This window comes from Methylomonas sp. HYX-M1, assembly GCF_040741385.1.
GTDB lineage: Bacteria > Pseudomonadota > Gammaproteobacteria > Methylococcales > Methylomonadaceae > Methylomonas > Methylomonas rhizoryzae.
The window spans coordinates 1,076,771-1,088,912 of the sequence record NZ_CP160405.1; the positions used below are offsets into that span (position 1 = coordinate 1,076,771).

General features: G+C 53.6%; 16 protein-coding genes and 1 riboswitch. Of the genes, 10 read left to right on the forward strand and 6 right to left on the reverse strand.

Going from position 1 to position 12,142, the window contains the following annotated elements:
* Positions 1-17 precede the first annotated feature (17 nt).
* From AB0A83_RS05025 to AB0A83_RS05035, 3 genes are read right to left on the reverse strand one after another with little or no spacing between them, the layout of a single operon-like run.
* Positions 18-857, reverse strand: coding sequence for an ABC transporter ATP-binding protein (locus AB0A83_RS05025; RefSeq protein ID WP_367155567.1), 840 nt, complete (start codon positions 855-857; stop codon positions 18-20).
* A 5-nt stretch (positions 858-862) separates the two neighbouring features.
* The gene (locus AB0A83_RS05030; RefSeq protein WP_367155568.1) at positions 863-1,672 is read right to left on the reverse strand and encodes an ABC transporter permease; all 810 of its coding nucleotides are present in this window, start codon (positions 1,670-1,672) and stop codon (positions 863-865) included.
* Positions 1,673-1,687: 15 nt separating this feature from the next.
* The gene (locus AB0A83_RS05035) at positions 1,688-2,683 is read right to left on the reverse strand and encodes an ABC transporter substrate-binding protein (RefSeq protein ID WP_367155569.1); all 996 of its coding nucleotides are present in this window, start codon (positions 2,681-2,683) and stop codon (positions 1,688-1,690) included.
* Between the two features lie 63 nt (positions 2,684-2,746).
* Positions 2,747-2,847, reverse strand: a riboswitch (guanidine-I (ykkC/yxkD leader).
* A gap of 330 nt (positions 2,848-3,177) precedes the next feature.
* Here AB0A83_RS05035 and AB0A83_RS05040 point away from each other — a divergent pair.
* The 6 genes from AB0A83_RS05040 to AB0A83_RS05065 all read left to right on the forward strand — a co-directional run bounded on the left by AB0A83_RS05040 (position 3,178) and on the right by AB0A83_RS05065 (position 7,049).
* Positions 3,178-3,321 (forward strand): hypothetical protein, encoded by a 144-nt coding sequence (locus tag AB0A83_RS05040; RefSeq protein ID WP_367155570.1) that lies wholly within the window; start codon positions 3,178-3,180, stop codon positions 3,319-3,321.
* A 21-nt stretch (positions 3,322-3,342) separates the two neighbouring features.
* The gene (locus AB0A83_RS05045) at positions 3,343-3,843 is read left to right on the forward strand and encodes a hypothetical protein (RefSeq protein WP_367155571.1); all 501 of its coding nucleotides are present in this window, start codon (positions 3,343-3,345) and stop codon (positions 3,841-3,843) included.
* A gap of 1 nt (position 3,844) precedes the next feature.
* Positions 3,845-4,867, forward strand: a complete 1,023-nt coding sequence (locus AB0A83_RS05050; protein WP_367155572.1) for a hypothetical protein — start codon at positions 3,845-3,847, stop codon at positions 4,865-4,867.
* Between the two features lie 217 nt (positions 4,868-5,084).
* A complete protein-coding gene (locus tag AB0A83_RS05055) occupies positions 5,085-5,741 on the forward strand; it encodes a VTT domain-containing protein (protein WP_232056785.1) in 657 nt (218 codons plus the stop codon).
* Between the two features lie 322 nt (positions 5,742-6,063).
* A complete protein-coding gene (locus AB0A83_RS05060; RefSeq protein WP_232056786.1) occupies positions 6,064-6,297 on the forward strand; it encodes a hypothetical protein in 234 nt (77 codons plus the stop codon).
* A gap of 11 nt (positions 6,298-6,308) precedes the next feature.
* Complete coding sequence (locus tag AB0A83_RS05065; protein ID WP_150047239.1) at positions 6,309-7,049, forward strand: pteridine reductase; 741 nt, start codon at positions 6,309-6,311, stop codon at positions 7,047-7,049.
* Here the strand turns inward: AB0A83_RS05065 and folK are convergent.
* Complete coding sequence (gene folK, locus AB0A83_RS05070) at positions 7,035-7,538, reverse strand: 2-amino-4-hydroxy-6-hydroxymethyldihydropteridine diphosphokinase (RefSeq protein WP_150047240.1); 504 nt, start codon at positions 7,536-7,538, stop codon at positions 7,035-7,037. The genes AB0A83_RS05065 and folK overlap by 15 nt on opposite strands.
* Position 7,539: 1 nt before the next feature.
* Entirely contained in the window at positions 7,540-7,893 is a 354-nt protein-coding gene (gene folB, locus AB0A83_RS05075; RefSeq protein WP_150047241.1) for a dihydroneopterin aldolase, read from the reverse strand.
* An 89-nt stretch (positions 7,894-7,982) separates the two neighbouring features.
* Here folB and plsY point away from each other — a divergent pair, with 89 nt between their 5' ends.
* Positions 7,983-8,555 carry a glycerol-3-phosphate 1-O-acyltransferase PlsY gene (plsY, locus tag AB0A83_RS05080; protein WP_150047242.1) on the forward strand — a complete coding sequence of 191 codons (573 nt, stop codon included), beginning with the start codon at positions 7,983-7,985 and terminating at the stop codon, positions 8,553-8,555.
* Here plsY and tsaD read toward each other — a convergent pair whose 3' ends face one another.
* Positions 8,556-9,566 (reverse strand): tRNA (adenosine(37)-N6)-threonylcarbamoyltransferase complex transferase subunit TsaD, encoded by a 1,011-nt coding sequence (gene tsaD / locus AB0A83_RS05085; RefSeq protein WP_150047243.1) that lies wholly within the window; start codon positions 9,564-9,566, stop codon positions 8,556-8,558. It lies immediately after the preceding gene.
* Positions 9,567-9,671: 105 nt separating this feature from the next.
* Between tsaD and rpsU the strand changes: the two genes are divergently transcribed.
* The 3 genes from rpsU to dnaG are packed head-to-tail and all read left to right on the forward strand — an operon-like array spanning position 9,672 to position 12,117.
* Complete coding sequence (gene rpsU / locus AB0A83_RS05090; RefSeq protein WP_150047244.1) at positions 9,672-9,905, forward strand: 30S ribosomal protein S21; 234 nt, start codon at positions 9,672-9,674, stop codon at positions 9,903-9,905.
* Positions 9,906-9,911: 6 nt separating this feature from the next.
* On the forward strand, positions 9,912-10,361 hold the full coding sequence (locus tag AB0A83_RS05095) for a GatB/YqeY domain-containing protein (RefSeq protein WP_150047245.1): 450 nt from the start codon (positions 9,912-9,914) through the stop codon (positions 10,359-10,361).
* A 25-nt stretch (positions 10,362-10,386) separates the two neighbouring features.
* Positions 10,387-12,117, forward strand: a complete 1,731-nt coding sequence (gene dnaG / locus AB0A83_RS05100; RefSeq protein WP_367155574.1) for a DNA primase — start codon at positions 10,387-10,389, stop codon at positions 12,115-12,117.
* Positions 12,118-12,142 lie beyond the last annotated feature (25 nt).

Below are 12,142 nucleotides of genomic sequence, written 5' to 3' on the forward strand. Positions count from 1 at the left end.
GTTGTCTCCTGAATCGGTTATAGCGCCGGAGCCTGGCTCAGGCGCTCGAGTAGTTCGAAATCGGTCTGCATGCCGGAGGTCTCGCGGATGCCGGCCAGAATTTGTTTTTTTAAGGCAATGAAGTCCGGGTTCTGTTTCATGTCCTGGTCGCGGTGATCCGGCAACGGTACCGTATGCACCGCGGCGATGCGTCCCGGCCGGGGGGCCATCAACACCACCCGGTGCGCCAGATAAATCGCTTCTTCCACGTCGTGGGTGACGAACAGCACCGTGGTTTTTTCCAGGATGGAAACGTGCAGGATCAGATCGTGCATTACCTCGCGGGTCTGGGCGTCCAGTGCGCCGAACGGTTCGTCCATCAACAGGATGCGCGGCCGTGCCATCAAGGCCCTGGCGATGGCCACCCGCTGCTGCATACCGCCGGACAGCTGATTGGGGTAGGCGCCGGCCACGTGGCTTAGGCCCATCAAGCGGATCAAGGCGTCGGCCCGGCCTTCGGCGGATTCGACATCGCTCAGCGTCGACACGTCGCGGTGCACCTTCAGTTGCCGGCAAAACCTGATGTTCTCTGTCACAGTCAGCCACGGATACAGGCTGTAATGCTGGAACACCATGGCCCGGTCGATACCGGGGCCGGTAATTGCCGCGCCGTCGACGCTAACGCTGCCGCCGCTGGCCGGTTCCAGGCCGGCGACGATGCGCAGCAAGGTCGACTTGCCGCAGCCGGAGGCGCCGACCAGAGTGACGAACTCGCCGGGCGCAATGTCGAGATCGGCATTTTGCAGCGCGACGATGTCCGCGCCGTTGGCGGCAAAGCGTTTTTGCAATTGGCGGATTTGGATGATGGGTGTGGTCATCGGCGCTATCTCCGGTACAGCCAGGGGAAGCTGCGGCGATGCGCCCAGCGGAAGCATTGGTCGGTCGCCAACCCGAACAGGCCGATCAGAATGATGCCGGCGAAGATTTTGTCGGTTTGCAGAAAACGTTGCGCCTTCAAGACCGCAAAACCCAGCCCGGAATTAGCCGCAACCAACTCGGCCACCACCAGGTAAGTCCAGGCCCAGCCCATCGTCACCCGCAGGGTATCGAGTATGGCCGGCTTGGCCGACGGGATGATCACCCGCATGACGATTTCGTCGCGGTCGGCGCCCATGGTTTGCGCCGCCTCGATTTGCTCCATCGGCACCCGGCGCACGTCCTCGGCGATCATCAGCAGCATCTGGAAGAAGGTACCGATGAAAATAATCGCGATTTTGGCGCCTTCGTCTATGCCCACCCACAGCATCACCAACGGAATGAAGGCTGCCGCCGGCATATAGCGGATGAAATCGGTCAACGGCTCGAATAAAGCTTTGACCGGCGCATAAGTGCCGACCAGGACGCCTAAGGGCAATGCCAACACTGCCGACAATAAAAATCCGGCCACCACCCGGTAAACGCTGATCGTCACGTCACCGAGCAAATCGCCGTCGTGCAGCCATTCCCAGGCGCTGTTCAGCACCAGCGGCGGGGTCGGCAAAAACACCGGGTCTATCGCGCCGCCGGTCGAGGCCAGCCACCAAGCCAGCAGCGCCAGCAGCAAACCGCTGCAGGCGATCAGCCAATGAATGCGCCGATCCAAGCTGGCACGTATCGCCCACAGCGGTCGGCGCGGATTCGAATTGTCAGTCATAGTCGCCACCTTGAGCTAATGAGCGGCGAGCGCTTCGGTCACCAACGAGGCGTCAAAGCCGGCGGCTAAATCGGGCACGGATTCGATCAGGCGATTGTCTTTTAGAAAGCCGGCGATGGTAGGACCGACCGCGGCCAGCGAGGCTGGTTCGCTGGCGGCGGCCATGGCTTTGAGATTGTCTTCGAGGGTAAAGAAACGGGTGCCCGGCAGAAACACTTTGTAGGCGTCCGGTTTCATGCCGACCACCTTGGCCATGATGGCAACGGCCTGGTCGGGTTGTTCGCGTATAAACTGTTGCGTGTCCTGCCAGGCTTTGATCATGCCGACCAATTCGGCGCGGTGAGTTTCGATGGCTTTGACTCGAGCGACCAGCAAATCGGGGATCAGGCCGGGCATATCTTTGGATGTGAACAGCGCCGCGCCCTTGCCGCTGGTCTGGATATTATTGACCCAGGGATTCCATACCACCGTCGCATCGACCCGGCCGCTCAGGAATGCCGCTGCGGCGTCGCCGGCCGACAGATTCACGGTTTTGATATCGTCGAAACTCAAGCCGTTTTTGCTCAGCGCGGTGGCGAGCACGAAATGGGAAATCGAATAATGCTCGAGGGCGATGGTTTTGCCTTTCAGGTCGGCAAAGCTTTTGATGGCGGGATTGACCATCAAGGCGTCGTTGCCGTCGGAATTGTCATTGACCAGAATCGCTTTGACCGGCACGTTCTTGCTCAGCGGCGCCATGGTGTCGGACCAGGTTTGGCAATTGGCGTCCAACTGGCCGGCCGACAAGGCCGAGATCGAGTCGGTGTAATTGGCAAACCACACTAATTTGACCTTGGCCCCGTATTTTTTGAAATAGCCGTTTTTCTCGGCGACGTACCATGCCACCCAGCCGGGCCAATCGCTGACGCCGACCTTGATTTCGGCGCGCGCCGGGATCGACAGACAAAACAACGCCGCGGCAAGCACCAATGCCGGGAATCGGGAGAAATTGCGGGAGGAAATTGAGGTCATGAGCAGCTCCGGTCGGGTTGAAAAAGCTACACGTAGAGGCGGATCGGTTTGCTAAACCGTCTGACCTCCCGGGCTTTTATCCCGCCGTGTAGCTCCCCGAAAGAAGCCGGCAACTCTCGGTCGCTGACGCTCGAAAACGAGCCGGAACCCTAGTCACCATTTTGATAAGGCGCTTGTGTGATCGCGCCTCACGTGTTTCTTAAAATATTAGCAAATGATATGCCTAAATATTATTTATATTATAATCAATAAGATATGAAATAATGCCGATAACAAAATCCAGTATTTTGTTTTTTAATGGTGCAATCAGCGAAAAAAAGATCGAAATTGGTGCGCAAAAACTAAAAACATTGATTTCCGAAAGGGAGCTGTTTTTGATTTGACCAAGCGCAGTCCAATAGCTCAAGTTTACTGATTTGACCAAGCGCAGTCCAATAGCTCAAGTTTACACAGTCGGCCGCCCGGCCCGAGAGGGCCTATCAAGGCCGCGAGAAATGGATGCCGAGCGTAACGGCGACAGGGACGTGATCGAGCAGGCGGCGATGCTCAATATCGCCCGCTTGCACGATTTTTACTACAACTTCATCGAAGATTCCGGCTGGTTGGGGCCTTTGGAGTTCGAATCCGAACAGCCATAGGGCAAAGCCGGCGAAATCCGGGTGCAGCCCGGCAATTGCACCGATTATTGTCACAAGTCGGTACCGCGCGCCGATCCGCGCCGCTATAACATGTCGCCGAATAACGATGCCGACAATGCCTGCCCCGAATATTCCGACAGCAACCACAACATACACGGGCGTTTGCTCGGGATGTTGAACGCGGATTACACCGGCAGCATACAGCGCGACAGCTTGAATCGGGAACTGAAATTGGCCGATTTGGCGGAAGATAATTCCAAAACGGCTTTTCTGTTGAGTGCTAAAGACAACGGTACCCCGGACGGCAGTTGTTTTTATTGTCACGCCGGTCGGCAGGATAAATACCAGCGCGACGTGATGACCGCCGCCGGCGTGAATTGCATAGACTGCCACGGCGACTTGGCGGTGTTGGCGGGCGGCGGAGCCATGGTCAGCCGGGGGAAAGGGGACAGTCATATCGATTCCAGGGATCCGCCGGATTACAACGCACCTATCGACAAGGACAAACTGGCGCAAGCCTAATATGAGCTGGCAGAGCAGTTACGGTCCCGACGCAAATGGTAGTTACTACTTGCTGATCAAAGGCGACGCCGGTTTGTACCGGCGCAACGGCAATGTTGTATCGACTTTGGACATGGCTTTGATATTTGCCGGCGGTACCGGTGTCGATAACGGCGACGGCACGTATGTTTTGACCAACGGCGATCAGAGCGAAACCTTGAGCGAGGTGCAGTTGCTGGACAAGGTGAAAACTTCCGTGAACGTCTGGACGGTAAGCTTTGTGCGCATTCCGTGGGCCGAAGAATTATCCTGCGCGAATTGTCATACCGGCACGGGCGACGAACCGGTCAGACGGCGTTCTTACGATATGACGACCGGTATTTTCAGGTTGCAGGAAGTGACTAACGAGCGATTCGCGGAAAATCTATTACCGAAAAAGCACGATTCCAGTTACACCTTGCTGGTGCAGGACGGGCAAAGCTGCCCGCCCGGTACCTATTCGGATACACGGAGCGACGAAGGTCAGCATGTCTGCGTGCGCGGTTTGTTTAAAGACAGTATCGACCGGCATGGCGCGGTGCCGTGCGAGGCCTGTCACGGCGCTACCCATACGATTTGGCCTAATCCGAATCCCTACGCCAACGATAACGTTACCGCGTTGCAGTTGCAGGGGCATGCCGGCACGCTGTTGGAAGGTAACGTTTGTCATACCGAAGGCGCTTTCAATGACGGCACTGTGGACGGCGTGCGCTACGGAACAGGCATTCTGGCCGGTCCGCACAATATGCACCCGGTCAACGATGCATCCTGGTGGAAACAGCGCGATAGCGGGCCTACCAACAGCAGCGATCAAACCAGACAGGGCGGCTGGCATAACGTGTGGGCTAAAAAGCCCGGAGCGAACGGCGAAGACCAGTGCGCCGCTTGCCATGGGGCCGACCACAAAGGTACGCGCTTGTCGAAAACTCCGGTCGACCGCACGTTTAGCAACGGTAAAGGCCGGCCGGTTTACGTCAAAGCCGGCGATTATATCGGCTGCGATTGATGCCATAGCCTGGAGCAAAGTTTCTTGAAGTAAATTCCTTGCGAAACTGCCGTGGCCCGGCTATTCGGCCGGACCACGGTGCCCGTTTTATTCGTAGTCGCACTGCGGCAGTCGACGCGTGTCGCGAAATCTTCACATTACGCTGCTATTTACAAGCGATTAACCCGCTCGAAACGAGTCGGCGGGCTGTCGTTAGTCATTAATTAAGATCCGCGCCGTGAAAGCAATTAAAAAATACTATTGGCTGGTATTGTTCGCAATGTTTTTATTAGTCTCTGTTTGGTTTGCCGATTATTTAACTCTGGATGGGATTAAAAGTAATAAGCAATGGATCAAAAACATCATAGCACACCATTATATTTTATCGGTGGCTGTGTTTTTTATCGCTTGCAGCGTTTTTATTAATTCACCGCTACCGATGGCGGCGGTTATTAAGGTGATGGGCGGCTATTTTTTTGGGTTTTATTATGGAGCCGTTTATAATATATCGGCGACGCTTATCGCCTGCTTGCTAGGCTTTTACTTAAGCCGCTACGCGCTGAAAGACTTATTCGAGGCGGCGTATTATCAAAGGTTGCAAAAAGTCGAGCAAGAAATAGAGGTCAACGGCTTTTATTATTTCTTAAGTCTACGCTTAGTAATGGTAGTACCTTATTTCATTATCAATGTAATTGCCGGAATTTCTCGGGTATCGTTCAAGCACTATTTGTTTGCCACCGTATTAGGCGTTATTCCCAGCTCCTTGATTTACGCGAACGGCGGCAGCAAATTGGAGCAGATCGAGTCGGTCGCGCAATTGTTGCAACCCGAGTATGTCGTCTCGCTGGTTTTGCTGGCTTGTGCGCTATTGTGGCCGGCGTTGCAACGCAAATAAAGATTTTTTCTCCCCGGGCTGTGCTGTAGCTTGCCGCCATGGCCGCCTAGCTTCTTGCTTTTGTCTTAAACTCCAACCCTACACTTAGCCATTTGCCGTAATGGGCTGCAGACTTTTATCGCCCTGTAAGTTTCCCTATGCATGTGTTACATTCTTGCCGGCAGGCGTCGGGTATGACCGGCGGCGAATATACGGCAGGTTGGATGCGTATATTAGTGCTTATTATTAACGGCATTCTAATAATCATTATTATTTATAAGCGGGAGGGAGTATGTTGTTTTTGGCGAAGTTATGTGGGATATTGACGTTGGTTTGGTTTTATTTGGCGGCTAAAGAACATAAGGCGCCTTTGGTCAACTGGGCTATTATCGGTTTGATAGGTTATTGGTTGACCTGGTGGTTGGCGAAAATGTTATTTGTGGTGCCGCTTGCCGATATTGTGCCTAAACATTCGGTTGTGGAGTTTTTATTAACTCAAACTCCGGTGGCATTCGCGCTTGGTGTTTGTTATTTCATTCGTAAAAAGTTAATTGCCGGTATTACTACCGCAAGTTGAGTCGGAAAACGATGCGTAAGGTCGCGTTGGTCACCGGTGCCGCTAAGCGGATAGGGGCTGGGTGTGTGCGATATCTGCACCAGCGCGGCTATTACGTCGTGTTGCATTACCGTAGTTCGCAGGATCAGGCACGGCGTTTGGCGGACGAGTTAAACGCCGGCCGAGCCGATACGGTAAAAATTTTTGCAGCGGATTTGTCCGATGTTGATAGGATCGAGAGCTTGGCACAAGCGGTCGTTGCGGCTTGGGGCAGGCTGGATCTGTTAGTAAATAACGCTTCGGCGTTTTATGCGTCCCCGTTTGGCAGTGTCAGCGAATCGGTATGGGACGATTTATTTGCGAGTAATCTAAAGGCGCCGTTTTTTCTGACTCAGGCGTTGGCGCCGGCTTTATCGCAAAGTCGTGGCGCCGTCGTGAACATCGTCGACATTCATGCCGAACGGGGTTTGCCCGGATTTTCGGTGTACAGCGTTGCCAAAGCGGGTTTGGTGGCGATGACCAAGAGCCTGGCGAAGGAGTTGGCGCCCGCCGTGCGGGTCAACGCGGTCGCGCCGGGAGCGATTTTATGGCCGGAGCAACAAAACCAAGGCGGAACGGGTGCCGAGCAAGCCGAGATATTGCAGAGGATAGCTTTGCAGCGTTTAGGTGCGGTCGAGGATGTCGCCAAGGCGGTGGTTTTTTTGGCCGACGATGCCGATTACATGACGGGGCAGGTACTGACGGTCGACGGTGGCCGCTTATTGTTTTCCTAGTATCGGGTCAAAGTCGATTTTATGCTGGTTGACCTGCGACTTGTCGAACGCTTGCCAAAGTTCCAGGTAAGATTTGCCGTTAGTCGGATGTATGCCTTCGGGAGCGACTTCCGCCAATGGCTCCAGAACGAAGGCATAACGTTCGATCTCGTCGCGGGGAATTTGCAGGCGGCCGTCGCGTATCACTTGATCGCCGTACAAGATCAAATCCAAGTCCAAGGTTCGGGCGGAAAATTTTTGAGATTCTTGGCTGCGGCCGTGTTCCAGCTCGATTTGCTTCAGCAGTTTGGCAACCTCTTTGGCCGTCAACTCGGATTGGAAACCGACGATCAGATTAAAAAAACTATCCCCTATGAAACCGACCGGCTCGCTTTCGTAAACGCTGGACAGGGTTAGCCGGCCAAATAGGGATTGCAATGCCCGCAAGCTGGATGGAACGTGAATTTCCTTGTCAATATTGCTGCCGACGCTGATATATCCTTGAGGCATGTTATTTTTGTCCGCGTTCTATGATGATGCCGACGTCTCGGGCTCGGCTGATCGCGCCCTTTTTGTTCAATACGATTTTCACCCAAGGGATTGGAAATTCGCTTAACAACAGCCGAGCGATTTCCTCGATCAGCGTTTCTACCAAGAAGTATTCGCTGGCTTCCACAAAGTTGACGACTCGGTCGGTCACAGCTTTATAGTCTAGCGTATGGATAATGTTATCGGTTTTAGCGGCTTGCCGAATGTCGAAAGCCATTTCGATATCCAGTACGATTTTTTGCTTGATTTTGCGCTCCCAGTCGTAAATGCCTATTACGGTCTCAATTTCCAGGCCGCCTAAAAAGATAATATCCATCGTCAATTTCCAGTTATCATATTTTTTTGATGTTTCAGTATCGAGTATCTGACTCGCTTGTACAAGTGTTGACGTGAGAGGTTGATGGAATGATTGAATGGCTGCTCGTGCCTTTGGCTTACCTAACGGGATCGGTATCCAGCGCGATTATCGTGTGCCGGACGATGGGCTTGGCGGACCCCAGGGAAAACGGTTCGGGCAATCCGGGGGCTACTAATGTGATGCGGATCGGCGGTAAAAAGGCGGCGGCCATAACCTTGGCGGGCGATGCGTTAAAAGGGTTGATTCCGGTGCTGTTAGCTAAAGTCCTGGGGGCCGATAGTTTGGTATTGTCGCTCGTGGTGTTCGCTGCGTTTATGGGGCATTTGTATCCGATATTCTTCGGGTTTAAGGGCGGTAAAGGCGTGGCGACTTCGTTCGGCGTGACCTTGGGTGTCGACTGGATGTTGGGGCTGGCGGTGTTGGCTACTTGGCTATCGGTATATAAAATCGGCAAGATTTCTTCCTTGTCCGCCTTGGTCGCGGCGCTGTTGACCCCACTTTATGTTTGGTTGATTGTCGGAGACCTGTCGTTAACGCTTACGTTTGGCGCGATTTCCTTGATCCTGTTGTGGCGCCACAAAAGCAATATCCAGCGTTTGCTGGCGGGAAGCGAGTCCTAATCAAAGTTTGGGTAATTCGTCCATCGGCCAGCGCGGGCGGGCGAAAATTTCCAAAGGCTGCGTTTGGCCGGCCAGCAGGCGCTGACAACCGGCGTAGGCGATCATCGCGCCGTTATCGGTACAAAATTCCGGGCGTGGGAAATGGATAGATGCTCTTTCCCGGCTCGCCGTTTGCTGTAATTGTCTGCGAATTTCCAGATTGGCGCTGACGCCGCCGGCTACTACCAGACGCTTCAAGCCGGTCTGCTGCAAGGCGCGGCGGCATTTGATCGCCAAAGTTTCCGCGATGCTCTGTTGAAATGCATAAGCAATGTCGGCTTTGTCTCGTTCCGAGCCGCTACTGGTCTGGAAGGTATTCAGCGTGAAGGTTTTTAAGCCGCTGAAACTAAAGTCCAAACCCGGGCGGTCGGTCATGGGTCGCGGGAACTGATAGCGCGGTTTGCCGGTTTGCGCCAGCTTGGCCAACTCAGGTCCGCCTGGGTAGTTTAGGCCAAGCAGTTTGGCGGTTTTGTCGAAGGCTTCGCCGGCTGCATCGTCCAGGGATTCGCCGAGCAAGCGATACCGGCCGATGGCGCTGACTTCTATCAACTGAGTGTGGCCGCCGGAAATCAATAAGGCGACGAATGGAAACTCGGGGGCGTTAGATTCCAACATCGGTGCTAACAAATGTCCTTCCATGTGATGGACGGCAATCGCCGGAAGTTGCCAAGCCCAGGCCAGACTGCGGGCGGTGGCGGCGCCGACTAGCAAGGCTCCCATCAATCCAGGGCCCGCCGTGTAGGCGATGCCGGCCAAGTCGGACGCGGCTAAGCCGCCGTCGGCAAGTACCGTTTTAATTAACGGAACCAATTTGCGTACATGATCGCGCGATGCCAACTCCGGTACCACGCCGCCGTATTCGTTGTGCGTGCTCACTTGGCTATGCAAGGCGTGGGCGATTAAACCGCGTTGCGCATGATAGACGGCGACCGCAGTTTCGTCGCAGGAAGTTTCTATGCCTAAAACGTACATTAATTTTTTGAATAAAGCCGATTTGTCGGTATAATCCGGCGGTTTCACGGGGTGTGTTTTCGCCTAACGTTTTTTCAAGATACTAACACAACTGGATAATTGCTAATGCCATCAGTAAAAGTTAAAGAGAACGAACATTTCGATATCGCGATTCGCCGTTTCAAACGCGCATGCGAAAAAGCCGGTGTTTTGGCCGAAGTTCGTCGTCGCGAATTTTACGAAAAGCCCACCGCTGAGCGTAAACGTAAAGGTGCTGCGGCTGTTAAGCGTCATTTGAAGAAATTGGCGCGCGAACGTTATGCGTTGAAAAATTTGCGCCGCGGCAGACCGCAAACCTAATCGGTCATGAGCGAATTAAAAGAGCGTATCAAGGAGGATATGAAGGTTTCGATGAAGAGTGGCGATAAAGCCAGATTGGGCGTAATTCGCATGATCTTGGCAGCCATCAAGCAAGTCGAAGTCGACGAGCGCATAGAGTTGGGAGACGACAGGGTAGTGGTTGTGCTCGATAAAATGCTGAAGCAGCGGCGCGAATCGATCAAGCAATACCGAGATGCCAATCGAGTCGATTTGGCGGAAGTCGAAGAGGCTGAAATTGCGGTTATTCAGGATTTTTTGCCTAAGGCTTTGACCGAGGCCGAAATCGAGCAAATGATCGATAAGGCGATTCAAGAGTCGGGCGCTAGCTCCATCAAAGACATGGGTGCGGTCATGGCGATATTAAAGCCGCAGATGCAGGGTCGGGCCGATATGGCAGCCGTCAGTGCAACGATAAAAGCAAAATTCGCCGGCTAGCCTCGGCGATATTTTTGTCGGTAGTATGTCCGGCAGGATACCGCGTCAATTCATAGACGATCTGCTATTGCGAGTCGATATCGTCGATCTGATCGACTCGTACCTTCCTTTGAAAAAAAACGGAAGCAACTACGTTGCCCGTTGTCCGTTTCATTCAGAAAAAACACCTAGTTTTTCAGTGAGTCGCAACCGGCAGATGTATCACTGTTTCGGTTGCGGTGCCAGCGGGAATGCTATCAGCTTTATGATGGAGTATAGCCATTTGGGCTTTGTTGAAGCGGTAGAAGACTTAGCTGCTTTGGCTGGCGTCGAGGTTCCTGATAATCGTAATGCCGAGCTCGACGTTGAGCATAAAGACCGGTTGGTGCGCTTATATTCGGTGTTAGAGGGCGTGGCGGCGTTTTATGCGGACCAATTGAACTCGCCGGTCGGTCGGAGTGTCGATCAGTATCTAGCGAAGCGTGGGATTGGAAAACACATAGCCCGCGAATATCTGCTGGGTTTTGCGCCGCAGGCTTGGGAGGAGTTGCTGCGTCGTTTCCCGCGCGAAGACTTAGTGGCGGCGGGGATGTTGGTGGTTAAGGACGACGGCAAGGTTTACGACCGGTTTCGTGGTCGTCTCATGTTCCCCATTCGCGACAAGCGCGGTCGAGTGATAGGTTTCGGTGGGCGTGTTCTGGATGACTCTTTGCCTAAATATCTGAATTCGCCGGAAACGCCGGTTTATTCGAAAGGCAGCGAAGTTTACGGCTTATACGAATTGTTGCAGCGTAAAAAGCGGCCGGAACGCATTGTGGTGGTGGAAGGCTATATGGACGTGATCGCGCTGAGCCAATTCGGCATCGGTAATGCGGTGGCCATGTTGGGTACGGCTACGTCGATAACTCAAGTCGAGTTGTTGTTCCGTTTCGCCGCGGAATTGGTGTTTTGTTTCGACGGAGATAATGCCGGCAAGCAGGCGGCATGGAGAGCGGTGGAGGCCGCGTTGCCAAGTTTACGCGATGGTCGGCAAATAAAAATCATCATGCTGCCGCAAGGGCAGGATCCGGATACGTTAGTGCGCGAATACGGGGTGCCGGAGTTCGATAAGTATCTGCATGGTGCAACCGCTTTGTCAGACTATTTTTTCGAGCATTTGGCTGCCGGCTCCGGCCTGTCGACGCTTGAGGGTCGGGCCGCGTTGATGGCGGCAGCCAAGCCTTTGCTGGAGAAACTTCCGCAGGGTTTTTTTCGCGAAATGATGTGGAAACGCTTGCGGCATGAAACCGGTCTTGTCGGGGGCGATAGTAAGGAAAATCGAGCTACACTTAGCTCGAAAAATGCGGTTGGGCAGGGCGGTCGAGTGGGACGCAGGCCGAGTTTGCTGCGAAAAGTGTTGGCATTGTTAATGCAATACCCGCAATTGGCGGGCGGAATGGAAATTAGGCTAAAGCGGCTGGAGGGTTTGGAATTTCCCGGGATGGAATTTTTGGCGGAAATTTTGGCGAAGATCCGGCTTGAAAAGCCGGAAAGTGGCGCCATTTTATTGGAGTCTTATCGTGGTGGTCCGCATGAAAAGATCGTCAATAGTTTAGCCGCCATGGACTTGGGCGTTCCGGAAGGCGGCGAGGAAGCCGAGATTACCGGAGCGTTAACGCAGCTAGTCAGACAAGTTAAGCGGCAAAAGCTCGACGAGTTATTGGATAAAGAGGTAAGAAGCGGATTGGGCGATGAAGAAAAACAATTGCTGAGGGCATTGTTAAAAGACCGCGTCTAGAAGTTCGTCACTAACATTGCTATAA

Bases quoted from the DNA above. Each gene is read 5' to 3' on its own strand.
- AB0A83_RS05095 (WP_150047245.1), top strand. From the start codon at position 9,912: ATGAGCGAATTAAAAGAGCGTATCAAGGAGGATATGAAGGTTTCGATG.
- plsY (WP_150047242.1), top strand. From the start codon at position 7,983: ATGATTGAATGGCTGCTCGTGCCTTTGGCTTACCTAACGGGATCGGTA.
- AB0A83_RS05035 (WP_367155569.1), bottom strand. From the start codon at position 2,683: ATGACCTCAATTTCCTCCCGCAATTTCTCCCGATTCCCGGCATTGGTG.
- folK (WP_150047240.1), bottom strand. From the start codon at position 7,538: ATGCCTCAAGGATATATCAGCGTCGGCAGCAATATTGACAAGGAAATT.
- AB0A83_RS05065 (WP_150047239.1), top strand. From the start codon at position 6,309: ATGCGTAAGGTCGCGTTGGTCACCGGTGCCGCTAAGCGGATAGGGGCT.
- dnaG (WP_367155574.1), top strand. From the start codon at position 10,387: ATGTCCGGCAGGATACCGCGTCAATTCATAGACGATCTGCTATTGCGA.
- AB0A83_RS05050 (WP_367155572.1), top strand. From the start codon at position 3,845: ATGAGCTGGCAGAGCAGTTACGGTCCCGACGCAAATGGTAGTTACTAC.
- AB0A83_RS05030 (WP_367155568.1), bottom strand. From the start codon at position 1,672: ATGACTGACAATTCGAATCCGCGCCGACCGCTGTGGGCGATACGTGCC.
- tsaD (WP_150047243.1), bottom strand. From the start codon at position 9,566: ATGTACGTTTTAGGCATAGAAACTTCCTGCGACGAAACTGCGGTCGCC.
- AB0A83_RS05040 (WP_367155570.1), top strand. From the start codon at position 3,178: ATGGATGCCGAGCGTAACGGCGACAGGGACGTGATCGAGCAGGCGGCG.
- folB (WP_150047241.1), bottom strand. From the start codon at position 7,893: ATGGATATTATCTTTTTAGGCGGCCTGGAAATTGAGACCGTAATAGGC.
- AB0A83_RS05025 (WP_367155567.1), bottom strand. From the start codon at position 857: ATGACCACACCCATCATCCAAATCCGCCAATTGCAAAAACGCTTTGCC.
- rpsU (WP_150047244.1), top strand. From the start codon at position 9,672: ATGCCATCAGTAAAAGTTAAAGAGAACGAACATTTCGATATCGCGATT.